The organism is Armatimonadota bacterium (assembly GCA_013314775.1).
Classification (GTDB): domain Bacteria; phylum Armatimonadota; class Zipacnadia; order Zipacnadales; family JABUFB01; genus JABUFB01.
This window is the reverse complement of sequence record JABUFB010000001.1, coordinates 176618-201600: the sequence shown is the minus strand read 5'-3', so window position 1 is coordinate 201600 and position 24983 is coordinate 176618. Positions and strand designations below refer to the sequence as shown.

Annotated in this window: 17 protein-coding genes; 10 read left to right on the top strand and 7 right to left on the bottom strand. The window is 64.9% G+C overall.

The features are described 5' to 3' along the window. The first annotated feature begins 13 nt into the window (after positions 1–13). From HPY44_00765 to HPY44_00725, 9 genes are all read left to right on the top strand, one after another. Positions 14–3013, top strand: coding sequence for a DUF4091 domain-containing protein (locus tag HPY44_00765; protein ID NSW54516.1), 3000 nt, complete (start codon positions 14–16; stop codon positions 3011–3013). Positions 3014–3119: 106 nt separating this feature from the next. Next, positions 3120–3650 carry a hypothetical protein gene (locus HPY44_00760; protein NSW54515.1) on the top strand — a complete coding sequence of 177 codons (531 nt, stop codon included), beginning with the start codon at positions 3120–3122 and terminating at the stop codon, positions 3648–3650. A 37-nt stretch (positions 3651–3687) separates the two neighbouring features. Beyond that, complete coding sequence (locus tag HPY44_00755; GenBank protein ID NSW54514.1) at positions 3688–4674, top strand: SPFH domain-containing protein; 987 nt, start codon at positions 3688–3690, stop codon at positions 4672–4674. A gap of 115 nt (positions 4675–4789) precedes the next feature. Further along, positions 4790–5158: a reactive intermediate/imine deaminase gene (locus HPY44_00750; GenBank protein ID NSW54513.1), complete on the top strand. Its 369-nt coding sequence runs from the start codon at positions 4790–4792 to the stop codon at positions 5156–5158. Between the two features lie 33 nt (positions 5159–5191). Next, entirely contained in the window at positions 5192–5755 is a 564-nt protein-coding gene (locus HPY44_00745; protein NSW54512.1) for a flavodoxin family protein, read from the top strand. 38 nt (positions 5756–5793) lie between these two features. After that, positions 5794–6618 carry a sugar phosphate isomerase/epimerase gene (locus tag HPY44_00740; protein NSW54511.1) on the top strand — a complete coding sequence of 275 codons (825 nt, stop codon included), beginning with the start codon at positions 5794–5796 and terminating at the stop codon, positions 6616–6618. A 54-nt stretch (positions 6619–6672) separates the two neighbouring features. Continuing rightward, positions 6673–8073, top strand: a complete 1401-nt coding sequence (locus HPY44_00735) for a sugar transferase (protein ID NSW54510.1) — start codon at positions 6673–6675, stop codon at positions 8071–8073. Between the two features lie 131 nt (positions 8074–8204). Next, a complete protein-coding gene (locus HPY44_00730) occupies positions 8205–9464 on the top strand; it encodes a hypothetical protein (GenBank protein NSW54509.1) in 1260 nt (419 codons plus the stop codon). 211 nt (positions 9465–9675) lie between these two features. Further along, a complete protein-coding gene (locus HPY44_00725) occupies positions 9676–16344 on the top strand; it encodes a hypothetical protein (protein NSW54508.1) in 6669 nt (2222 codons plus the stop codon). A 143-nt stretch (positions 16345–16487) separates the two neighbouring features. Here the strand turns inward: HPY44_00725 and HPY44_00720 are convergent, their stop codons facing one another. The 4 genes from HPY44_00720 to HPY44_00705 form a co-directional block, all read right to left on the bottom strand. After that, positions 16488–17510 (bottom strand): hypothetical protein, encoded by a 1023-nt coding sequence (locus HPY44_00720; protein NSW54507.1) that lies wholly within the window; start codon positions 17508–17510, stop codon positions 16488–16490. A gap of 77 nt (positions 17511–17587) precedes the next feature. Next, on the bottom strand, positions 17588–18622 hold the full coding sequence (locus tag HPY44_00715) for a dienelactone hydrolase family protein (protein NSW54506.1): 1035 nt from the start codon (positions 18620–18622) through the stop codon (positions 17588–17590). Continuing rightward, positions 18619–19236: a cob(I)yrinic acid a,c-diamide adenosyltransferase gene (cobO, locus tag HPY44_00710; GenBank protein ID NSW54505.1), complete on the bottom strand. Its 618-nt coding sequence runs from the start codon at positions 19234–19236 to the stop codon at positions 18619–18621. The genes HPY44_00715 and cobO overlap by 4 nt, the downstream gene beginning before the upstream one ends. Next, positions 19187–20566, bottom strand: coding sequence for an FAD-dependent oxidoreductase (locus tag HPY44_00705; protein ID NSW54504.1), 1380 nt, complete (start codon positions 20564–20566; stop codon positions 19187–19189). The genes cobO and HPY44_00705 overlap by 50 nt, the downstream gene beginning before the upstream one ends. Before the next feature lie 140 nt (positions 20567–20706). On the opposite strand from HPY44_00705, the gene HPY44_00700 reads away from it, so the two are divergent. Then, positions 20707–21600, top strand: coding sequence for a DUF1848 domain-containing protein (locus HPY44_00700; protein NSW54503.1), 894 nt, complete (start codon positions 20707–20709; stop codon positions 21598–21600). A 7-nt stretch (positions 21601–21607) separates the two neighbouring features. Here HPY44_00700 and HPY44_00695 read toward each other — a convergent pair whose 3' ends face one another. The 3 genes from HPY44_00695 to HPY44_00685 form a co-directional block, all read right to left on the bottom strand. Beyond that, positions 21608–22738 (bottom strand): hypothetical protein, encoded by a 1131-nt coding sequence (locus HPY44_00695; GenBank protein NSW54502.1) that lies wholly within the window; start codon positions 22736–22738, stop codon positions 21608–21610. Positions 22739–22845: 107 nt separating this feature from the next. Continuing rightward, positions 22846–24042: a hypothetical protein gene (locus HPY44_00690; GenBank protein ID NSW54501.1), complete on the bottom strand. Its 1197-nt coding sequence runs from the start codon at positions 24040–24042 to the stop codon at positions 22846–22848. Positions 24043–24109: 67 nt separating this feature from the next. Then, positions 24110–24916, bottom strand: coding sequence for a TIGR00159 family protein (locus HPY44_00685; GenBank protein NSW54500.1), 807 nt, complete (start codon positions 24914–24916; stop codon positions 24110–24112). Between the last annotated feature and the right edge of the window lie 67 nt (positions 24917–24983).

The following is a 24983-nucleotide window of genomic DNA, read 5'->3' as shown; positions in this document are numbered from 1 at the left end:
CAGGTGGTTTCCCATGGGTTCGCTCTTGGCTCTCGTGTGTATCTGCGCCACCGCCGGGTTCGCCCAGGCGGATATTCCCTTTGCCAACACTGACTTTGAGAGTGACGTCGACGCCGACAACCTGCCGGACAACTGGAACCGTCGCGCCGACGAGACCGGTTCCGTCTCCGTCGACCGCACCGTCGCCCACTCCGGCCAGGCCTCGCTGCGCATTCGCCACGAAAGCTCCACCAGCTACTCGTATGTATACCAGGGCGTGGACAACGCCTGGCCGGGACAGCGTCTCGTGGCTTCCGTCTGGGTGCGTTGCCAGAGTATCACGGCGCGGGGTTTTGGCCCACGCCTTTATTGTGGGTATGAGGGTGGGCTGTCTCACCATGCCGCCGGCCCGGTGCTCGACCAGAGCGGCAATTGTGATTGGCAGAAGATCACCGTGCCCTTCAACACCCGGGACAAGAGCCGGGTGGAGATCTACCTGTATCTGCACGAGAGCACCGGCACTGTATGGTTTGACGACCTCGTGGTGGAGCCGGTTCCCGTCGATTTCGCGGCCGTCTCGGCGGATCCAGCTCCCAGTATCGACGGTCTAGGCGACGAAGCCCTCTGGCGGTCCTCCCCTGCCCACCCCCTGGTGAACGGGGAGACCCAGGCGCCCGTGGAAGACGCGAGCCTCCGCATTGCCCACGACGCCAACTCGCTCTACTTCCTGCTGTCAGCGCCTGTCCCCGCCGATCTGCCCCCCGATTCCCGGCTCTGCGTGGCCCTGGACCCCGAGGGCCTGGGGCAGCGAATCCTGCTCTTCCAGCTGGCTGCCACCGGGGAGCGGTCGGCGCGCACCCGGGACGCCCCGATCGCCCCAAGCGCCTGGTCCGCTGCCGGACAGGTGCGCGGAGGACTGTGGACCGCGGAGTTCGCGATTCCTCTTGCTGCCGTGAGCCCGGGGCTTGAGACGGGCCACAACTGGCGCATCAACGTGTTCGCCGAGGTTCCCGGGCAGCCCACAATCGAGCTTGCCTACACCGCGGGAAAGCCCGAATTGGCCACGGTCGCGGCCAGCGTCAGACTGCCGGAACTGTTGCTCGCCCGGCACCGAGGCGCCGAAGTGCGTGCCAGGCTGGACGCCATTATCGATAGCTACCGCGACTGGGCAAAGCACCTGCCCACCGCCAAGGTGCCTCGTGAATACGGTGATGCCGAGGAGATGGCGCGCGTCCTGCAGGACAGCGGCGCAGCCATCGAGGAACTATCGCGCAGGGCCTCCACTCTCGCCGAGGCGGACGATCCCGGCTGGCGAGAGATGGGCCGCGCTCTGACCGAAGCCCATTCGAATCTGCTTCAAGCCCGTGCGAAGGCCTTGCCTCTGGAACTGTACAGTCTGGGGCGGAAGTTCGCTGGGAAACCCACGTGGTCTGTGGCCATTGCGGACAGCACAGAAAAGGTCTTCCGGGATCCAGCGCTGTTTCGGGGCCGCGTCACGGACACGGTGAAGCTCTCTGCAGCACGGGGTGAGGCGGAATCCTTCCAGATCGTCCTGTGGCCTCTGACGGCGGACATCACCGGTTGTACGGTGCACCTGCCGGCCAACCTGGTAGGCCCAAAGGGCGCGCGCGTGCCCGGGGCGGCATTCGACGTGCGCGCAGTGGGCTACGTGAAGGCCGAGAAGCCCGCCTACGCGCGCACGCCCGATCAGCAGTGGTGGCCCGATCCGCTCTTGCCCTTCGCGCCGGCAGACGTGGCGCAGGGGACTGTGCAGCCACTCTGGATCACAGTGACCGTGCCGCGAGACGCCGTTGCCGGGCTGTACAGGGGCAGATTGACCCTCAAAGCCGAGAAGACCCACGCAATTGCGCTGAACCTGGAGCTGCAGGTGCGGGATTTCACCTTGCCGCAGCGCCCGGCGCTGGCGACCTCCTTCGGCATGTCCGCTTCCTGGATCTCCCGCTACTACCTGGGCCGGCGTGATCCGCAGCCCTTGGTGGACGGCGCGGTCTATCGGCGCTGGTGCGACGAACTCCTGCGCCACCGGGTCTCGCCGTACCTGGGCACCGAATACCGTCCGCAACCTGGTGCGGAGGGCAAGTACCAGCTTCAGCCCTGGCTGGACAATGCGAAGCACTGCGCCGCCAATGGTCTGACCAGCATGATGCTCGCGATCATGCCCGCCATTCCCGGCACGGCCAATGACTACGACGATGCATTCAAGCAGCAATTCCGGGCGGACCTCGCGGCGATGACCGAGGCCCTGCATGCCGAGGGCCTCCTGGGCCTCGCGTACGTCTGCGCGTGGGACGAGCCCCGCGAGGCGAGCTACGAGGGTGTGCGCGCGGGGCACCGGTTGATCCGAGAGATCAGGCCGGACCTGCGTATTCTGCAGACCGTCTGCTATGACGACGAACCGTCTGAACTCGTGGGCAATGTGGACATCTGGTGCCCCATCACCTCGCGCTGGAACCCCGAGTTCTACAGCAGCCGGCAAAAGGCGGGTGAGGAAATCTGGTGGTATGTCTGTTGCGGCCCCGGGCCACCCTACGCCAACTTCTTCATTGACCAGCCAGCCCTGGACCACCGGGTGCTTTTCTGGCAGACCTGGCAGCGCGGAGTCACTGGCCTGCTCTACTGGCAGACGACCTGGTGGGAGGGCAACATCCCCCAAGGCGGCAGCGATGCGGCCGCGAACCCGGACTCGTGGGTTACCGCCAGCCACAAGGTATTCAAAGTGAATGGAGACGGGCATCTCCTGTACCCCGGCGCGGAGAAAGAGCCCGTGCCATCCATTCGGCTCGCGGTCATCAGAGACGGGATCGAGGATTACGACTACCTCGCGCTCTTGCAGGCGAAACTGGGCGAGGCACGGGTCCCTCAGCTCTCGAAGGACCGCTACGAGGCGCTCCTCGAGGTTGGCCCGGAAATATCGCGGAGCCTCACATCATTCGCATCCGATGCGACTGTCATCCGGCAGAGGCGCGACGCGATCGCGCTTGCCCTGGAGGCTCTCGCTGGACCCAAGGACTAGCGCTTGACTTCGGTAGCGGAGCGTGCAGGAATTCATCCCCGGGTCGCGAATGTACCCCCAGAACAACCCTATGGGTTACCGATTTCGCCAAACGGGAGTGGTTCAGATGTCAGATCTGGAGGGGCGGATCAGGCGTGATGAGAACGCACTCCAGCGGCTAATGCAGGATATACCCGGCTTCGACGGGTATCGGGAGCGGGAAATCAGGCGCACGGCGGACAAGCTCCTGCGGGAGCAGCTCGTGGCGGAGATGGATGTGGTCCGGGGCGCCATCAACGCCGTCATGCGACGCGACGCCCGGGAAGGGCGTCTTGAGGGCCTCAACGATCTGGACCGTCTCGCACGCCACATGGGCAAGGTACGCGACAACATCCGCTTCGCGGACTACGGCTATACGGGGTTCTTTGACGCGGTAAAGATCGACGAAGATGACCTGGACCGGATCTACCAGCATGATGCGTCTCTGCGCGACCAGATCGAGCAGTGTGCGCTCTCGGTTGAGGCCTTGTCCAGGGCTCCCCGCGACGAGATGGGGGCGGCGGCGGACAAGACCGAACAGGCCATCGCAAGACTGCAGGAGATGGTGGACACCCGCGAGCGGGTTGCGGCTTCGGCGGTACCCCGCCAGGATTCTTGACCGGCGCGGCATCCCGCGCTGACAACGGAGGGCAACAATGGCGCTACTCGACGTGATCGAATGGCGAGACTTTACCGGCGACGAGATCGTGCATCGCTGGCCTGAATCGGGTCCCGGCACTATCAAGTGGGGAGCCCAGCTCACGGTCCGCGAGAGCCAGGTGGCCGTGTTCTTCCGCGACGGCAAGGCGCTGGATGTCTTCCAACCCGGCCGCCACACGCTGGAGACCAACAATATCCCGCTCCTGGGCGCCCTGATCAACCTGCCCTTCGGCGGGCAGACCCCTTTCCAGGCCGAAGTCTACTTCGTCAACATGAAGACTTTCGCCGACATGAAATGGGGCACGCCGGCGCCCATTATCTTCCGTGACAGTGAACTGCACACCGTGAGCCTGCGCTCCTTCGGCTCATACACGATGCGAGTCCGCGAGCCCCAGTTGTTTGTCAACACCATCGTGGGCACCGAGCATGTCTACGACTCAGACGCCTGCCAGGCGTGGCTGCGCAATTTCATCGCATCCCGTTTCACCGACACCCTTGGGGAGGTCATGGACACCGTCCTGGATCTGCCCAAGCTTTACGATGAGATCGGCGTTGCGGTGAAGGCCCGGGTCGGCGAGGACTTCGAGCGCTACGGCCTGGAACTCATCGACTTCGTCATCGGCGCAATCACTCCGCCCGACGAAGTCATGGAGATGATCAACGAGCGCGCCCGTATGGAAGCGGTAGGCGATATGAACCGCTTCACCCAGTTCCGCACCGCCCAGGCCATCGGCGACCTGCCCAAGGCAGGCGGCGACAGCATGGCCGCGGCAGGCATGGGGATGGGTGCGGGAGTGGGCATGGGCGCGGCAATGGCCGAGGCCCTGCGTGGAGCAATGTCCGGCAACCAAGAGCAGACCCCGCCGCCGCAGGGCGCCGCACCCGTGTCACCCGCAGGCGCGAAGTTCTGCGCCAACTGCGGCAAGCCTTTGGCTGCCGGCGCGAAGTTCTGTTCCGAGTGCGGGGCGAAAGTAGGCGAGTAGTCCGCGGGGCTGCTGTTGATCTCGTTACAAGCACCTGGGTCCGACGCGAGACGGTCGGACCCCTGTGTGTGCGTCGCTGAACACGGAGGTGCCGCAAGTGTCTGGTCGCCAGGTCATGTCATCGCCGCGCATTCCCGCGGCCGTTGGCCCGTATTCCCAGGCCGTACGCTCCGGAAACTTGCTCTTTTGCTCCGGGATCGTGCCCCTTGACCCGGCCACGGGCAAGATGGTCGAAGGAGGCATCCGCGAGCAGGTCACGCGCGTGCTTGAGAACATCAAGCTCTTGCTCGAGGACTGTGGCGCAAGCCTCGGAGACGTTGTGAAGACCACGGTTTTCATGGCGAATCTGGGAGATTTCGCGGAGATGAACGCGGTCTACGCCACGTACTTCCCCCACGATCCGCCGGCGCGCAGTACCTTCCAGGCAGGCGCATTGCCGCTGGGCGCGCAGGTGGAGATCGAAGTCATTGCGGCCTTGGACTGATGTCTCGGAAGAGCCGCTGACTGGAGGTCGGAAATGCGAGTCATCGCGCTCAATGGCAGCCCGCGCAAGGGCGGCAACACGGACATTCTTATCGACGAGTTTCTGCGCGGTGCCGAAGAAGTTGGCGCGCAGTGTGAGAAGCTATACCTTTATGATTACAACATAAACCCGCCCGGGGAGCTGGCCGACCTGCATTCGGAACGCGTGGACATCCATGCAGGAGACGACCACCGCCTCGTTCTGAACCGGGTCATGGACGCCGACGTCCTGGTCCTCGGCAGCCCTGTCTTCTGGCAGGGCGTCACATCCCAGATGAAATGCTTCGTAGATCGGTTCTCGTGCCATTACACGAAGGACTGGTTCAATAAGGGTATGAGCGGCAAGATCTGGGCAGTGATCGTGCCTTTCGCGTCGCCGGACCCCAACGAGTTCCGGTGGGTGACGGAGCCGGTCAAGGTGTGGGTGAGGCACTTCAAAGGGACGTATCTCGGCGAGGTTGCGGTGTCCGTTTTCGCCAAAGGCGCTGTGCGCGACAAACCGTCCGCATTGCAGGCGGCATACGAACTGGGCAAGAAGGCCGCGGAGTTTCGGGGCTGACTCCGACGCGGCACACGCTCTCTAAGGGAGAAACCACCATGAAGCTGTCGCTGCATCCTGTCATTCTCGGCGGATCATTGTCCTTCGAGGACATGCTGGGCCTTGCGGCCAAACTCGGCTATGAGGGCATCGATACCGGGTTCGAACTGGCCCGCGAGATGGGCGCGGAGGAGTTCCTCGGCCTGTGCGACGAGTACAATGTGGAACTCAGCGTCTGGCCGATGGGGGTGGAATGGCGCCAGGACGAAGACACTTTTCAGCGCCACCTCACCGCGCTTCCCGATCAGGCCGCATTCGCCGCCGAGATCAACTGCACCCGCACCTGCACGTGGATCCCGCCTGCCGTCGACGGTGATGCCGACGAGACCCGCAAGACATGGATGCGGCGCTGGGGCGAGATCGCGAAGGTCATCGCCGAGCATGGCCACAGCTTCGGGCTGGAATGGGTTGCGCCGTACCACACCCGCGCCGGGAAGAATGCGGTTGTGTGGCGCATGACCGAACTGCTCGAGATCGAAGATGAGATCGGCGAACCCAATCTGGGCCTGCTGGTGGACAGCTATCACTGGTTCAACGCCGGCCAGACCGCAGCCGAACTGGCGGCTGTGCCTGTGGAGAAAGTGGTGCACGTGCACCTCAATGACGCGCCCGACCGACCTCTGGAAGAGCAGCAAGACATGGAGCGCCTCACGCCTGGCGAGGGGATCATCGACCTGCACGGTTTCCTGGGCGCCCTGAAAAAGATCGGCTACCGAGACTTTCTGGGTGTTGAGATATTCAATGCCGAACTGAAGCAGTTGCCCGCGGAGATTTCCGCGACCCGTGTCAAGAAGGCGTGCGACAAGCTGCTCTCGGAGATCTGATCCGGCAGCGCAATGTCTTCCGACAAGCGGCCGCGCAACCGGGTTGCGTGATGCATGTTGGACTTCCAGCCGTCGCCGCGAATGGCCTTTGATCATCGCTTTCGCCTGCTGCTCCTGGGTAGCGACGTGCTCGTGTGCTGCCTTTCGGTGATACTGGCCTACGAGATCAGGTCTATCGTCCCCACGTCCGTGCTGGCGCCGATCCGGCACGACGTGTGGATGTATGTTTCGGCATTGCCTGTGATCGCCGGCCTGTGGTTCATTGCCTTCAACAGCTTCGGACTGTACGAGGTGCGCCGGTTCGTCTCGCCTTTCAGCGAGGTGACCGCGGTGTTCCGGGCCGTCAGCACCGCCGTTCTGCTGGTGGCGGCGGCCTCATTCCTGAGCCACAAGGACTACTCGCGGGCTACGCTGCTGATCTTCTGGACAGTGGGCCTGACGCTGAACCTGGTGTCACGCGCGCTCCTGCGGGCTTACGCCGAAGCCGTGGGCTCGCGCGAAGAGACGCGCGCACGCGCCATCGTGTTGGGTTGCGGCGACCTTGGCGCCCTGGTGGCAAGACGTATCCGGGAATACCATCTCCTGGGATACGAACTGGTGGGGTTCGTCGCTGTGGCCGATCCACCGCCGGAGGTGGAGGGCTATCCAGTCCTGGGCTGCATTGACGATCTTGCCCGGATCGTGCGCGAGAACGATGTCGATGAGGTGTTGGTTGCGCGGCCGGATATCGATCCGGGCCTGCTGATGAGCGCGGTGCAGAGCTGCGAGGGCCTGCGGGTGGTCTTCCACCTGGTGGCAGGCCCCCTGCATGTGCTCACCCGGCATACCGAGATCTCCGGCCTGGCGGACCTGCCGGTGATCGAGCTGCCGCAGCCAAGCTTCCCGGCCTGGCAGTGCGCCATCAAGCGCGGAATGGATGTGTTCGCGGGGGCCATCCTGCTGGTTGTGCTTTCACCCGTCATGCTGCTGGCGGCTGTCGCTGTGCACTGGGAGACAGGCGGCAGCGTGATTTTCCGCCAGCAGCGCGTGGGCTACCGGGGGCGACCGTTCACGATATACAAGCTGCGCACTATGAAATGCGACGCCGACCCGTACGCGGAGGCGCCTGACAGCGCAGATGACCCCCGTGTCGGCCCGGTGGGACGCTGGCTGCGGCGGTTCAGCATCGATGAACTGCCGCAGTTGTTCAACGTTCTGCGCGGGGAGATGAGCCTGGTCGGCCCCAGGCCCGAAATGCCCCAGATCGTCGCGGAATACGAGCCCTGGCAGCGCCGCCGGCTCGATGTGAAGCCCGGCCTGACTGGATTGTGGCAAATACTCGGCCGCAAGGACGTGCCCTTGCGGGATAATATCGAAGTCGACTTCTACTACATCCGAAACTGGTCGATCTGGCTCGATCTGACCATTCTGCTGAAAACGGTCCCTGCGGTGCTCGGCGGCCGGGGAGCATACTGACTGTATCTGGGAAGGGAAACATGGGTGCCGAGCTCCGCCGCTGCTGGACAGTTGATGCGATTACTGCTATTCTTTCAACATGATTCATTGGCGAACCCAGCCCCTGAGCGGCTGCTTCGGGAGGCCCTGCTATGAGGTCCGTGCTTCTTGTTCTGTTGACCGCCTTCTGCCTCGGCATTGCAGCCGGCCAGGACGCGGAAAAGAAGGAAGAGAACAAGCCTGAACCCCCGAAGGTCGGGGTCCAGTTCTTCCCGGCGGACGCCAACGACCCGTTGGACATCAACCACCCTGGCCTGCAGGATCGGATGATCGACCTCGGGCTGTCCGCATCGCCGGCGGGCGGCAATCTCCTGGACCAAGTCCTGAAGCTGAGCCGTGAGGAAACTGTGGAGGCCCGGGCCTACGTGGTCAAATTGACGAATCGCGAGGATGCCGCGATCCCCGTCAATGCCGAAACAGTGCGCCTCATGCTCTCCACCAACGACAAGAAGGGCCTCGCCGCGTCCCCCATCACCGCATGGGCCGGCAAGCGCTCTCTGTTCGTGCGGGCCAGCGAACTCGCGGCGGGCAAGAGCGTCGTCGGCGTGGTCTACTACGAGATCCCCCAGAAGGACCTTGCAGGTCCTGATGTAAACCCCCAGGTCCACTATGTGCTCAAGGAAGGCGCGGTGCCCGTGCGAGCCTACATCGGGGAAGGCCTGCTGGAAGAGGTCGGTCTCGAGTGGAAGAAACCAGTCACGTCTTCCCGCGTCGCACCCAGTGGCAAGCCGCGCATCTTTCCGACAATGGGCAACACTAATGATGAAACGCCTTTGACCCTCGGCGAGCCCGGCAAGATCGAGGCCGCTCCCGGGAAGGCCGTGGTCGCTCACAAGAACATCGTCGGCGAACAGGTCCAGCAGGCCCAGATGCAGGGCATGGGGATGCCGGGGATGGGAATGCCAGGAATGGGAATGCCGGGGATGATGGGCCCCGAGGCAGGAATGGGCATGCCGGGAATGGGCATGCCGGGGATGGGAATGCCGGGGATGGGAATGCCGGGAATGGGAATGCCGGGGATGATGGGCCCTGAGGCAGGCATGGGAATGCCAGGAATGCCCGGTGGAATGCCCGGTGGAATGCCCGGGATGGGGATGCCGGGAATGATGCCCGGCGGAATGCCCGGTGAGGTGCCGGGGATGCCCGGAATGCCGGGCGCGATGCCCGGTGGAATGCCCGGGATGCCCGGAATGCCGGGCGGCGTGCAGGCGGGACCGCCTGGCGAGATCCCCGGAATGCCGGGAGTAGCACCGGGCGCCGCAGGTCAGACGCCCCCGGCATCAGGTGGGCGACAGCGGCGCACGCCCAGGCGCCCCGGTGCCGGTGCGGCGGAGGGTGGAGGAGCCGGATAGCCGCAGGGGCAACATTCTTGCTGTCCCATCAAGGCAGTCAGTAACGCAGCGTTTCGTACTGAGGGGAGGCCGCAAGATCAGCGGCTATCCCGCCAGTCAGTTCAAGTTGTCGCAGTCGCGCCCGATGCACCCGTGGGGGTACGGTCGGGCCGTTTGACCGTGCCCGACAGCGAAGCGATAGCAGCTATTCGCGCACTGGGAGAGCAGACAGATGGTACGTCACAGCGCTCGGTTGGCAGGCCTCGTACTGATGGTCCTCGTGGCCGCTTCCACCCAGGCCCAAATGATGCCTGGAATGCCCGGCGGTATGGGTATGCCTGGGATGGGCATGCCCGGCGGCATGGGTATGCCCGGAATGGACATGGGCATGGGTATGGGCGGGATGCCCGGCATGGGGGGCATGGGCGTCAGCGCTACCCCGAAGTGGGTGTCCCCGCTGGTGCCTCTGTGCTGGTCCGTGGGACGTTCATCCTACCCGGGCATTGCCTGTCTTTATGCCACTCCCCAGCAGGAAGCCCAATTGCGCGCGTTGATCAACAGCGTCAAGGATGACATCGAGGGGCGCTTCTGGATCAAGTTCGCCGACGTGACGGTGGACACAGCCCCGCCGAGTTTCATCCGCGAGATCCTCGATGAGGACCTCCGCGCCGCCAAAGCAGCGGGGGGAGCGGCCCCCGGCGGCATGATGGGCGGCGAAATGGGCGGCGGGATGATGGGTGGCGGCATGCCCGGCATGGGGATGGGCATGGGCGCCGGAATGCCCGGCGGGATGGACATGGGCGGCGGCATGGGCGCCCAGCAGACCACCGATGTTGAGACATCCCTCGCGGCACAGAAAGCCTGCCCGGCAATCGTCATCTTCGGCAAGGACCTCTTCAGCCAATGGACGCCCGGTGGTGGCGCCCAGGCCGGCGGGGCAGCCGGTGGTGGAATGATGGGCGGGATGCCCGGCGGCATGGATATGGGCATGGGTGGTATGCCCGGCGGAATGGGTATGGATATGGGCATGGGTGGTATGGGCGGCATGGGCGGAATGGGTGGCGCTGCCGCCGCCAGCATGTGGTCCCAGATGGACCACAACTTCATGGTCTATTGGTCCTTCGTGGGGCGCAAGGAGTTGCCCCCCGCGAACGTTCTCAAGCAGGTTCTCGACTCCATCGGTGACCGCGAGAATGGTGTGAACCGTTGGGCCCTGCGTCTCAAGCTCAATAAGGAAAACGCCCAGACCACTTTCGAGCTTGGGAAGGCGTACACCGAGGCCTTGGTCAGGGGCCGCGGACTGCTTGACGGACTCGGGCTGGATCAGGACCCCGAGAGAGCCCGTATCGCCCAGCAGAATCAGCTTCTCGCCGACTATCTCCTGGCCCGCGCCGAGAGCCTCGGATACCCGGCCAATGAAGTGCGCGCGCAGCAGGTCCGCCTCGCGCCCTCCTTCAGGTACCAATTCCCGGTGACCTCCCACGTCCCGCTGCTCGCCGAGCACCTTCCGGGAGCCGTGGGTTACTTCGCCAATAGCGCTGAACGCTCCAAGATCAGCGAACTCCTGGATCAGCCCCGGGTGCGCGCACGCATGGAGGCTCTCGGGTACTGGTTCAAGATGGCCGATGTCACCGACGAAGACGTGGTTGGGCCCGATAACCCGCTTGACAAGATCAAGGATGAGGCCGGCGTGGCCGAGGGGCAGACTCCGGCGCTAGTCTTCGTCGGGCAGGACATGTTTGTTGAGGACGCGATCGTCCTGGCTGCAGGGGCAACCGGTGGTATGGGCGCGGGCATGGGTATGGGAATGGGCGCCGAGATGGGCGGCATGCTTGGCGGAATGATGGGCGCCGGTATGCCCGGCGGTATGGGCATGATGGGTGGAGCTGCCGGGGGAGCAGCACCCGCGGCGGCCGGGAAGACGACGGATTGGCTGCCCAGCGGCGGCTCCGGCGGTGCGGGGGCCGCCGGCGGTGCGATGGGACCGGGCATGGGTATGGCTGGAGACATGGGAATGGCCGGCGGAATGCCCGGAATGGGTGGCGGAATGCCCGGCATGGGCATGGGTGGCGAGATGGGCGGCATGGGCGGTATGGCCGGCGGCGGACTGACTATGGGGGACATCTACTGGTCAGACTACGACTACCGCATGCCCGAACGCCTTGGTCATCTCATGATCCACTGGGCCTTCCTCGGCACTCGTGAACTCCCGTCCGAAGCGGTCCTGCTCTCCGTTGTGGAGAGCGTCGGCGACAGCGCCAACGGCACAAACGCCATGGCCAAGCGCCTCAAGGCCGACAAGGAAAACGCGAACCTTACCCTCGAGACGGCAAAGGCTTTCGTCCGCGCCCTGGAGCGCGGCAGAGCATTGCTGTCCGGGCTGAACCTTAGCGCCGACCCCACACTGGCCCGGGCTTTGCAGCAGAATCAGTACCTGGCCGACTACCTACTTGCCCGCGCCGAGACCCTTCCCGGCGGCGGCGCGCTGGTGCCGCAGATCCGCGAGCAGCAGAGGAGCCTCGCCCAGTCCTTCCGGTACGAGAGCCCCACCGACCTCGTGCCGCTTCTGGCCGCGCATTTCCCGGGCATGTTTGTCTACTACAACAACATGGGGCAGCGGCTGCGGGTGGAACAGCAGCTCAACGTCCAGTCAGTCAAAGATCCGATGGCCGCGGCCGGTTTCTGGGTCAAGATGATGGACCTGAACAACGAGGACGTCATCACCGACAAGGAACTGCTGAAGAAGCTCCAGGAAGAGGTCGGAAGCGCCGCTGCGGATGCTCCGGCAATCGTCCTGTGCGGCCAGGACCTGTTCCAGGAGGACGTCATCGCTCTGGCAAGCCAGGTCAGCGGCGCGGCTGCCGGCATGGGCATGGGTGCTGAGATGGGCGGTATGCCCGGAGGAATGATGGGTGGCGGCATGCCCGGCGGTATGGGCATGGGTGCCGGGATGCCCGGAATGATGGGCCCTGGAGGCGCGATGGGTGGAGCAGCCGCCGGAGCGGCCGGTATGAAAGAGCCCACGGACTGGCTGCCCGGTCTGTCTCTGACTCCCGCCGGAGCAGCCCCGGCAACAACCCAAACCGGCGTCGGCATGGGCATGGCCGGAGGCATGGACATGGGCGGCATGCCCGGAATGACGGGCGGCATGGGTGCTGAAGGCGGCATGGGCATGACCGCAGCCGCGGCTCCCAGCGGCGGAATGGCGATTGCCGGTTACGACTTCCGGATGCCCTCGCGCCTGGCGCGCCTCATGATCCACTGGTCCTTCGTCGGGCCGCAGGAGACCGCGCCCGATGCGGTCATGAGCTTCGCGGTGGCCGCAGTGGGTGACCCGGCAGCGGGTATCGTGCCACGGGCGGCGGCTCTCAAGCGCGACCGGGACAATGCGGGCCTCAACCTGGCGCTGGCGCGATCCTATGTGGATGCGCTGGAGAAGGGACGGACCCTCCTGCCCAGCCTCGGCCTCAACGTGGACCCGCGCCGCGCCCGGATGGTCCAGCAGAACCAGTATATGGCCGATTACCTTCTGGCGCGCGTCGTCGAGCTTCAGGGCAGTTCCGGGCAGGCGGTCCGGACCGAGCGAGAGCGCCTGATCCCGTCCTTCCGCTACGAGAGCGCGTCGGATCTCGTGCCCGTGCTCTGCACCGAGTTCCCCGGTCTCGTGGGCTTCTACCAGGACATGCGCCAGCGCATGCAGCTCGAGCAACTCCTGGACGCCCAGTCGGTTTCCGAAGCCGTGAGCAGCAACCGGTACTGGGTCAAACTTATCCAGGTTGCGGACTCGGAACGGGCTGCCGACATTGAGCCCTTCGCGGCGGTCACCAGCCCCGAACTGGATGCGGAGATCAAGAGCTTCCCGTCCTTCGTGCTCTGCGGCCGGGACCCCTTCGTTGACGAACAGCAGCAGCAGTTCCCCATCGCCCTGGCAGGCACGGTCTCGGGCCAGGCTGCCGGCAGTATGGGCATGGGAATGGGCATGGGCGCTGAAGCCGGAATGGGCGGCATGCCCGGAATGATGCCCGGCGGAATGCCCGGCGCACCCGGCGGCATGATGGGCGCCGGGGGTGGCGCGGCTGCGGGTGCCCAGCAGGGCATGGAGAAGATCACTGACTGGCTGCCCGGCGCGGCCCTCACTCCGCGGGGCGCGAAGCCCACGGCGACAGCTCAGGGCGGCGAAATGGGCGGCATGATGGGCGCGGGAATGCCCGGCGGAATGATGGGTGGAATGCCCGGAATGATGGGCCCTGGGATGCCCGGCGGCGAAGCGGGCGGAATGATGGGCGCTGAAGGCGGCATGGGTGCGCAAGCCCAGGTTGCTGGAGCCATCAATTTCGCGGGTTACGACTACCGCATGCCCGCGCGGGTTGCGCGACTCATGCAGTACTGGAGCTTCCAGGGCGGCCGGCGGCTCAGCCCCCTGCCTTCCGCCGCTCAGCCGGAGATCATGGTGGAGAAACTGAACCGCGCGAAACTCGCGGACGACGCAGTCCGCGCCATCGCGGCCGATCCGAAGCACGACGACATCGAGCTGCTCCTGGACGCGGCCCAGGCCTTCAGCGACCTGCGCAAGCATTACGAGGCCGACTACTTCGCGGCGCGTGCCGAGAAGTTCATCGACGAGTTGCGCAGCCGCATCGATGACGCCGAGAATCGGCTGGCCAATTCCGCATGGGCCGAGCCCGACGAGGTGAGCCGCCGCGAGACCCAGTTCTCCAACATGCGCAGCGGCCTGGAGCGGTACGAGCCGCGCATCCACAAGATTCGCTCCGAGATCCTGCAGAATTTCGCGACCGAAGAAGCCACCAACCAGATCCCGGTGCTTCTCACCGCGTACCCGGGGATCGTGGTCTTCTATGAGGGCGATGAGTCTTTCGACATCGACGCGCCTCCGGGCGACCCCAATGCGCGCCCGAACCCGGATGCACCAAGCCGACAGAAGGCCTTCGTGCAGCGCATTCTCGAGCAATCCCACATCGCCGACTACCTGAAGGGCCGCTACTGGGTGAAGTATGTGCGCGTGGAGCCCGGCCTGGAAGAGATGCAGCAGGGGCTTGACGATGTCCCTGAGCAGTTCCTGAAAGAGCTCCCGGCCATTCTTGTCATGGGTGCCGACGTTTTCGCCGAGCCCCAGGTTGAGGGCGGCAAAGGAAGCGACCCCGAAGCCGGCGCCCCTGCGACTCGGGCTGGCGCGGGCGCTCCGCCTGGCGGCATGCCCGGAGGGATGATCGGTCCCGGCATGCCCGGAGGGATGATCGGTCCCGGCATGCCCGGAGGGATGATGGGTCCCGGCATGCCCGGAATGGCTGGCGGCGACATGGGCGGTGCGGGGATGGGAGCCGCCTCCTCCGCTGGTGGAGATCCGGCCGGATGGTTGCCGGCGGCGCCGCTTGCGGGCGGTGCGGCGGCTGGAGCAGGCATGGGCGGAGGCATGGAAATGCCCGGCGGCATGCCCGGTGGAATGCCCGGCGGCATGCCCGGGATGCCGAGTGGGATGGCCGGTGGCATGGGCGGCGCCGCGCCTGCGGGTGACGAACGGCCGCCGATTCCGAACGGGATCATTCGCGGAGTTGCGCCGCAGGGCCACGTCTTCGCCCAGCTGACCGACTACGGGCACATCAACCAGATGGGCCGCCGAGTGGGCCACGCGATGGTGCACGTGCCCTACGTCGGCCGCGAGGACCTGCCCAAGCGCTGGGCCGACCTGCGCTACACCAGCGGCAAGCAGCCCGAGGACTTCGACCCCTTCCTCATGCAGCTGAAGAAGGTCTACAGCATCGACCAGCTTGCACGGTCTGCGCATGACGAATACCAGCGCTTCATCGACAAGGAATCCGACCCGGACTTCCGGCCGCAGGTGCAGTACGTGCTGGATCTCGCGGTGGTCTACACCGCGCTCCCGGCTCCCGCGATGTCCGAGTACATGCTGGCCCGGGCGGAGAAGATCATGGCGGACGGCTGGAAGCCCAACGCTGAGCGGATCAAGGAAGTCGTCAATGAGATCGCCCGCCAGCAGGCGAAGGGTCCGCAGTACAGCGGCGGCGACCTCATGCCCAACCTGGTCAACTACCTGAAAGAGGACCCGGACGGGGAACTTCCGCTTGGTACCTGGATGAGCTCCCCATCGCCCGAGGTCTGGCTCGCAGCCCTGTCCATCCTGCACCGCGAAGGCTCGCTGCCGGTCATCTACGAGCCCCAGTACCTGAGCACCAACACCATCACCCAGGACGCTCTTGCGGGCGGCGTCGCTCTCGCGAGCACCAACCCCCTGGGGACGAGCAGCGAGTTTGGTCGCGGTGTGCCCACGTACTTCCAGCAGGATCCGAAGCAACTCTCCGTCGAGCAACTGCAGACGGTGCGCCGCAGCATGATCCAGGCCATTGAAGGTGGCGCACAGGGCGTGATGGCCCGCGTGGCCTGGTCCCGCCTGTTCCTGGTGGAAATGGAGCTGCGCGACCGCACCGGGGCGCGCGGGGTGAACACATCCTGGCGCGAGGTCATGTCCCTGTGGCGGCGCCGCGAAACAGTGGGCTCCGGAGGCTACGCCGACACAGCCCTCGCCGCCGCGACCAAGGCCGCCAAGCTCGAGATCCGGGCCCTGCGCGCCGCGAACATCGTGGACATCGACATCCAGCGCGCGCTTCGTGAGAACGAGGACCTGACTTTGCCGGGCAGCGTGGACCAGCTTGCGGAACTGCGTGAGTACGTGAAGAAGCGACCCGCCGGCCGATCCGCGGACCACATCCGGTACCTGCTGGGGATCGTTCTAGCGGCAAGCATGGATGACCCGGCCGGCGACGAGCAGCTCTCGGTCCTCAAGGATCTACAGATCCCACCGGAATGGTGGCGCTGGGGCCTCGAGGGTTGGGAGTCCTTCAAGATGAGGTCGCGGCGCGGATAGTCTGCGAGCTCCAATCGAACGCGCAAAGAAAGAGGGCCGCTCCCGATGTCGGGAACGGCCCTCTGCGATTGTGCCGGGCGTTCTCCAAGCGGCTACCTGCAGTCTCTGGCGAGCCTCGCAGCAGCCGCCGACCGCTCCTACTCCTACCTGTGCCGCAATGCAAAGTCCAGCACGGCCGCACCGCCTGAGGTTACCACCGCGTCCGCGCTGTCGGCGATGTATCGGAACGCGAAGGCCTCGATGCTGTGGGTCCCCACGGGGAGTGTAAGCGCGTAGCTCCGGGTTCCCGGGGCAATCGTTGTCAGCGTGTCGAACTCGAACCAGTCCCCCGCGGGAAGATTAGCGCCGGACTGGTTGCGCACCTCATTGCGCACATCGGCAGGAATCTGCGGCACATACGGTGCGTCGAGAAACGCGGTGATCAGCGGGCTGTCCAGCGGGGTCGCTCCAGAGGAGACTGAACCCGTCACAACCCCCGTCTGCACACTCCCATCCGTCTCCAGCACCAGGTTCGCCGTGCCGTTTACTCCGGAACGGACCGACGTGTAGGCCACGTCCGCCGTGAACCCCGCCTGCGTCGCCAACACCAGCCAGTTGCCGAACTCCGCCGGGCCCAGCCTGTATTCGCCGCTGTCGTTCGTGTAACCGATCATGTACTCAACGTTATTGATGGCGCTGGTCTGAGGCGGGATTGAGATGGGTGCTCTCCCGCCTGCAAGCAGCGCGGCGCCGTCTTTGATCGCAATCACTCGCACGCCAGGCAGAAGCGCTCCGGTGGAAGTATCGCGGCGCACCTTGCCGCTGATCGTCCCGCCCTCGAACAGGTTCTCGTTGCGCAGGTCCACCCGGCCGTTGGACGCGACGGTGACCACTGCCTGAAGGCCGCGGCGCAGCTCCGGTGGACGCGAGACGGTGATCAGGTAGTCGCGTGGCTCCAGGCCGCGCAGGTCCAGAATCCCGCTGGCTGTTGCTGAAGAGACGATGTCATACCCGTCCACGAAGACGCGGTAATCCAATGGGTCTTCGCTCCCATCATCGAACCACTCTTCCCACTTGTCTAATAGCAGCAGTCCCGCGAGACCTCCCGCGCAGCCGCTCAGGCTCAGACAGGCGCACAATGCCACGGATGAGAGGGCGAGAATCAGGGCAGTTCGGTGGAAACGCACGGGCGACATCCTTTCCCACGGCCGGAGTATGCCCGAGCAAGAACACGCGTTCCCCCTCGGGCTGGTTTGTTAGACAGTTACTGCTGCCCTTCGGGTTCCGGGAGCTTCAGCCAGTCGTCGAAGAACCGAGCAATCGCCGCCGGGCAGTCCAGCGTGTCGGCGGCCTCCAACCGGACTTCCAGCTTCACTTGCTCGCCGAGAACCTCGAAACCCGCGGCTACCCGCTCGGCGAACTCCCGCGCTCCGGCCTCCGGGACCCCAACATCAGGCAAAGGCTGCAGCACGATCAGCGCTCGGGGAGCCACAAGGCACGCAACATCGTCCAGGTCGGCCCAGCGCAGCAGCCCGGGGAGAAGGTCCCCCGCTGCGATGAGGCCATCCACGCAATTGCCCGCCACCAACACCTCGCGCAGAGTGGTCAGGCCGCCGCATAGCGCGGTACAATAGAGCCTGTCGTCGAGGGCCGCCGTGAGGAGTCCGTGTCTGGCACCCATCCCGAAGCCGACCAGACCCAGCCGTCTTGTCCGGACGTCGGCGCGTTCCAGGAGGACATCCACCGCGCGGCTCAGGTCCCACGCCTGCCGACCTGCCAGCGGGGTCCCGAGAACCGCTCCAGCCGCTGCAAGGCCTGCTTCATCGCCCAGGCGCTCGCCGAAGCATCGGGCATCGGGCGCCAGGACCACATATCCCGCCTGCGCAAGACTCTCTGCGAGTCCGTGACCCCGGCGGGGATCGGGGAACCCGGTCAGGCCCATGATTTCGTCCCGGCCTGGCCCCCTCTGGTGTGCGCAGATCACGGCCGGAACCGGCTCCTGCAGCCCGTGGGGGACACAGAGCCACGCAACCGCGTCAACCCCAGGCTCCACCGTGTAGACCAGCCGCGACCGCGCGTACCCCTCACATCGGGTCACGTCCAGTTCGCGCACCTGCAGGTCGCAACGCTCTTCAGGCCAGCCGGCCAGGTCACGGAGCTTCGCCCGCAGACCCTGTGCCCACTGCGTCGGGGCCTCGTGTCCGCGGAACAGGAGGGAGAACTCAGGCTCCAGCTCGCGCACGTACTCACGCAACGCCAGATGCGGAGCCAGCGGATGCCAGTCGGGAAAGAGCCTCAAAACTCGATCCCCCGCTGCGCCTTGATGCCCCTGCTGAAAGGGTGCTTCACGCTCACCATCTCGGTAACCAGGTCGGCTTCGAGCATCAGGGCCGCCGGAGCATCGCGCCCGGTGATGACCACCGTCACCTGTTCGGGTCGTTCAGAAAGCGCCGTCTGCAATTCGTCCTGCGTCACGGCGTCGGCATTCAGGGCATACGTGATCTCGTCCAGAATCACCATATCCCACTGGCCCGAAGCGATGGCCTGCCTGGCCACATCCCAGGCCTCGCGAGCGGCCGCAATGTCGGCGGGCTGCCATTCGCCGACCACGAAACCGGTGCCCAGCGTATCGATCTGAAGCTCCGGCGCCAGCCGAGGGGCGACCTTGTGCTCGCCGGCGTCCTGCGCTTTCAGGAACTGAACCATCCGCACCCGCATCCCATGCCCGACGGCGCGCAGGGCCAGCCCCAGGGCGGCGGTAGTCTTGCCCTTGCCGTCTCCGGTGTGAACGATCACCAGGCCCCTGTGCCTGATCGTGTCAGCAACCATGAAATGCTCCTGTTCGATGAACCGTCGCGCTGGATCAGACCAGCGCTCCTGTCCCGGCAAGCGTCGCGCGGAGCGCAGACACATCCACGCTCCTTGGCCTGATCTGCGCCAGGGCGGCCATCGCAGCCGCCGTACCCGCTGCCTGCCCGGTGGCCATGCAGGGCGCCATCACGCGCATGGCGGCCATGGCCTGGTGATCTGCCGAGATGCAGCGACCGGCCACCAGCAAACCGTCGAGATCCTTGGGCACCAGCGTGCGGTATGGGATGTCGAACCACTCGCCGTCCGGCGGGTACAGCTCATCGGGCAGCTGGTCGGCGTACTCGGTGAGCATATAACATTCCTTGCGGCTGCAATTGACCGAGCAAAGGTGAACGCTGCCTCGCTCCACCAGCCCCAGCGGGCAGTGAATGTCGATCCAGTACCCGCACCGCGCGATGGAATCATCATACTTCCGGGCATCCACGACGTCCTGCCCGGTGATCCTGTGTTCGCCCACAAGCTGCCGGGATTCCCGGGTGCCCACGTGGGCCGGGGTAGCCTGGATGTAAAGACCTTCCCCGCCCGGCACCGAATGCCACAGCTCCGCGACCTTCCAGGCCATCTCGCGAGTGGCGAACTCCCCGGCAGTGAGGTCCTCAACTTCAGAGCAGTCACCACCAAAGCGGGTGATATTCAGAGAAGCCTGCCCTTCGTTGAGGTTGGAGCCATGTCCGCCCAGGCTGCAATTGTAGAGGTTCAGTTCGCCCGCCGCCACGGCTTCCCGCATCTTCGCCACGAGAGCCTGGCGGGTCTCGTCTGTGAGCGTTCCCGTACCGCCGATGTGAAACATGCTGCCCATCGACATTGGCCTGCCATCAGCGGGCCTTCCCTTGGTGCACTGCGCTCCGGCACGATAAGCGACGTCGGCATCGCCGGTGGCGTCCACGAACACCCTGGCCTTGATGGCCTGCCTGCCCGACTTGCTCTCGATGATGGCGTGGGTCATGCGGTTGTCGTCCACCACGCTGTCGGCGAAGAAGGCGTGCAGCAGCGCCTTCACCCCGGCTTCACGGATCATGCGGTCCGCGATGATCTTGTAGCCCTCGGCATTGAAGGGCACACCCCACATCGCGAGAGCCTGTTCCCAGGGCACGGCCTGCCCGATGGCAGCCATCCGCTCGCACATCTCCCGCGGGATGCCGCCCACCACGGGTATCTTCGAGCGACTGGCGGTGTGACCGAGGATCGGCCCCACGAAACCCGCCGTGGCCATGCCCCCGAAAAAGCCATGCATCTCAACCAGAGCAACGCTGGCGCCCTGCCTCGCGGCAGCGATGGCCGCCGGCAGGCCCGCCGGCCCGCCCCCAATGACACACACATCGACGTCAGCTACAACCGGGATCTGGCGCGCGGGCTGGACGATACTCGGCATAGTCGTGGGCCTCTTCAGTTCAGGATGACGTGGCTCAATACGGGCAGGTTCGCCGTCCACGTCCACGGACCTGCCGGCGTGGTATTGTTGCGGCCGGTGGTGTAGACTGCATACAAGCGCAGTTCGCGGAGGCACTCTGCATGCCCGGCCAGATTATCTCAGCCAGCAGGCGCACGGACATCCCCGCTCTGTATTCAGAGTGGCTCATGCGGCGAATCTCCGCGGGATTCTGCCGGTACCGACATCCGTTCACGCGCCAGTGGATGACCGTGAGCCTGCGCCCGGAAGACGTGGGCGGGATGGTTCTGTGGACGCGTAACCTCGGGCCCCTGATGCCCCGTCTCGATGAGATTCGAGCGCAGTATCCTTTCTACGTGCAGATGACGATCAACGACTACCCGGCACAACTCGAGCCGCGGGTTCAGGCGGCTTGTGAAGCTGTGGCACAGGCCCGCGAGCTTTCGAGCCGGTTCTCCACCGACGCACTGGTCTGGCGGTTCGACCCCATCGTTCTCACGCCGGAGATCGGGGCTGCCGAGACCCTCGCGCGCTTTTGCCGTCTCGCCCGGCAGCTTGAGGGAGCCACACGGGCCTGTATCTTCAGCTTCATGTCGCCGTACCGCCGGCAGCGGCAGACATTCCGCGCAGCAGGCGTGGAGTACCGTGAGCCAGGTGTGCAGGAACGTCTCGATCTCGCACTCGCAATGGCTCGCATCGCATCGGATCACGGCTTCTCGCTTGCCGCGTGCTGTAACGCGGACTTGCTGTCCGGCCCGGTGGCGAAGGCGCACTGCGTCGATCCCGCCAGGCTCATCCGGCTAGGCGCTCACCTGCCGGAGCGCGTTCCTCCGGCACCCAGCCGCCCGGGCTGCGGGTGTCACCGGTCGGTGGACATTGGCGCCTATGACCTTTGCACTGCGGGGTGCCTGTACTGCTACGCCAACCAGAGTCCGGCAAGAGCGCTGGCCAATTATGCCCGCCATGATCCGGATCACGAGGCACTTGTCAACGCCTGCGAGGTCCTTGGCGACTGACCGCCGCCTACGCCGGGGCACCCGGAGCATCGGCAAAGAGCCCGCCGAGTTCGGGCGTTAGGTCAACCGCAAGGGGCAGCAGGTTCGCCTGCGTGAGCCACTCCGTCACCCACTCGGCGTATTCCTCGCGGATGTAGTAGTGCCCATTGCGGCATCCGACCACGCTGTTCTTGCCCAATTGCTGTTCGCGCTTCGAGAACCCCGATCGCGTCCCGCCGAGAGTCTTGGCTGAGAAGGTCTGCTCGTTGGCAAGACCTGGAACCACCGGCGCGAGTGCCGACATGCGCTCCAGCACCTGCTCGGCCGACATTCCGGAGCCCGGGGCTGAGCACAACGCAAGCAGCATGGCCACCTGGTTGGGCTGGCAGTCGTCGAGGAAATCGAACAACTCCGACCGCCGCCATTCTTCACGCGGCAACTGGCCACAGGCAGCACTGTCCTCCAAGCTGTTCTCGCCGAAGGATGCGATAGCCAGTCCCTGGATGATCTCCAGGATGCTGCCCACGTTCACGCTCTCGAAGGGAAGCAGCAGGTCCTGGATGACCTGGTGTATCCTGCGGGCAGGCATCTGCTGCTCCAGGAGATTGCGCAGCGAAAAGAGCTTCACGAGGTCACAGAACGAAATGACCTTGATCCGATTGCGGTATTCGCCGCCCTTGATCTGGTCGATCACCGGCGAGAAATCGCCGTCACCGATGGCATAGATGCCGAACACCTGGTTGGGTCGCTGATCGGTTGCGGCTGCATAGGCGTCGAGATAGCTCCCCAGTTGATTGCAGGTGCCGATCGGCCAAGGCGAGCTCTTCACCTCGACCAGGATGTCGTGGCCCTGGGCGGTCCGCCAGCGCCCATCAAAGGGCACCTGCGCCCCTGCACCGGTGTAGGAGCCGAACTCGACTTCCATGCCGAACTGGACGCCAATGCTTACGACAAGGTCCTGCAGTGCGAAGTAGAACTCGGGGCGAGCCCTGCTCCCCAGTTCAAGACATTCGTTGATCCATCCGCCGATGTCCTGTGGAGACCACTTGGGCTGTAAGAGGAACTGTCTGTAACGCTGGCGTACTGCATCATTACTGTCATCAAGGCCTGGCCCCCCAAGGAGGGCCAGCACGTCGGAGATCGACGTTCTGGCCACCATAGTCCCCCCTTTGCTTAGACCGGTAGCCTGATCCAGGAGTCAGATGAGAAATGGAGCTGCAGTGAATGGGTCTGCGCACTGCGCAGGCCCGCGTGGTGCGGTCTGTGCTACTGTCCTTTCTGGGGCCGGTCACCTCCTGTCTCGGTCAGATCACCGGGACCGGAGCGAGTGCGGTTCCAAGTGCGTTCCGTCGCTGTCTCATCCTGCGACGGCGTGTCGGGCTTCCGCACACCAGGCCTGTCGATGACGGGAGCGGGCTGATCCTCCTCAGGCTCAGTCGCCTGAGGCGCGCGCGGTTCGCCTGCCTTCAGGTCATCGGGCTTGGTCTGTCCGTCCTCGTCCGACGGCACCTGACGAGTCGTCGGCGCAACAGGTCGGACGGACACTCGCACCAGTACGCTGCGGACGTCATCCAGCGGCCACACACCGCTCGGAATGACCAAAGGCGCCCTATACGCTTTCGTTGTCCGCAGGTCCCGGATGCTCTGCCACTCAGTCGTGATCTCGGTGATTGCCCGCAGGGCCTCCGGCGGGCCCTTCAGGGTCACCGTGTCAGGACTGGTGCGTACATCGGACAAGGTGTAGCCCGCCATGGGAGCACCAATGCGCGCCCGAACGGGCACTTCCTTCGTTGTGACCCGATAGATCGGCAACTCCACCCGAACCTGCGGTGGCGTCACCGTCACCCCTCGCACCGAGGCTTGTCGGGCATCCAGCACCTCCACCCGACGGGTCACCGTCTGTTTGGCCGACATGCCCGTTATGTCCACTCGAACAACCACGGAAGCCACGCTTTCGATCGCCTCGGATGATCCCGATATGCGAACCCGCGCCGGATCCACGATCACATCAGACAGTAGCCCAGAGCCTTCCATCGGTTTGCCGACGATCACCGGCTTCACCTCGAAGCGCTCGGCGACCCGATGATCCAGCCAGATCTGGGCAGTGTCACGCTCCTGTGATTCGATGGTGATGCGGTCCGGGAGACCGGCCACGTACAGCTTCACCTCATTGCGGCCCGGCTTACCGTGGGACAGGTCGGCCATCGCCCGCAGAGAAGACAACTGGGTGCGGTCCAGCGCGCTGAGCCTGCCCTGCACGCGCACCTCGATGGTCTCCGGGCGGATCTTGGTGACCTCCAGGCCGTCCGGCACGTTGAAGGGCCGCACCGCGCAGGACAGTGTTGCTCCGCGGTACGGATTTTCGGTGTTCATCACATGCAGCCACAGGGCGATCGCCGCCAGGAGAGACAGCAGTTTCAGCCCGAGCTCATGCCGGATTGCCCGATACAGCGCACGCCACATTGCTTCTGGTCTCCGTCATGTCTGCGCAGACGCGCTGAGCTCTTGTCTGCCGCGGCTGGTCCCGAGGTCATTTGCGCCAGAAGAAAATGCTGGACTGTCGACGGTCAGACTCAAACAGCGACAGCAGACGCTCCATCATCTGGATGCGCTCCAAACCGGGGCTCAATGTGCCCTCCACCGCAAGCGACATGTACCCGGTCTCTTCGGAGACCACCACGCAGACGGCGTCGGTGCGTTCCGACAGCCCAAGCGCAGCCCGGTGACGCATGCCGGTTGTTGCCGACAGCCCGGGGTTCTCCGAGTGCGGCAGTGCGCAGCCGGCAGCGACAATCCGGTTCTCCTGAATCACGGCCGCGCCGTCGTGCAGGGGGCTGCGTGGCGCGAACAATGTGCTTAGCAGTTCGGAAGACACCAGCCCGTCAATGGTCTTCCCCGTGCGAGTGATCTCCATCAGTTGTGCATCGCGTTGCATCACGATAAGAGCACCGATGCGCCTTGCTGAAAAGTCCTCGCAGGCGTCCAGCACCTCATTGATGACCCGCTCCGTCTGCTGCGAATCCATGAGGCGAAACTGCAAGAGGCGTCCACGTCCGAGACGCTCCAGGGTCGTGCGCAGCTCGGGCTGGAAAATGACGATGAGGGCGATGACGCCGGTGGGGAGTACGCCGCGGATGATCCAATTGAAAGTAGGCAGAATCTGACTGGCCCACAACACCGCCAGTACGAGCGCAATCCCCTTGATCAGCGATACGGCGCGGGTTCCGCGCACCGCAACCGCAATCCGGTAGAGGATATAGGCGATGAGGGTTATGTCTATCACGTCAATGATGTTGACGTGACGGAGTGTATCGATGATCGCCTGCCAGAAATCCATCGGTTGCTGGTTCAGGTCCTCAGTTGAACGCCTATGCGAACGTATATTCGCGCAGGTTGACTATAGC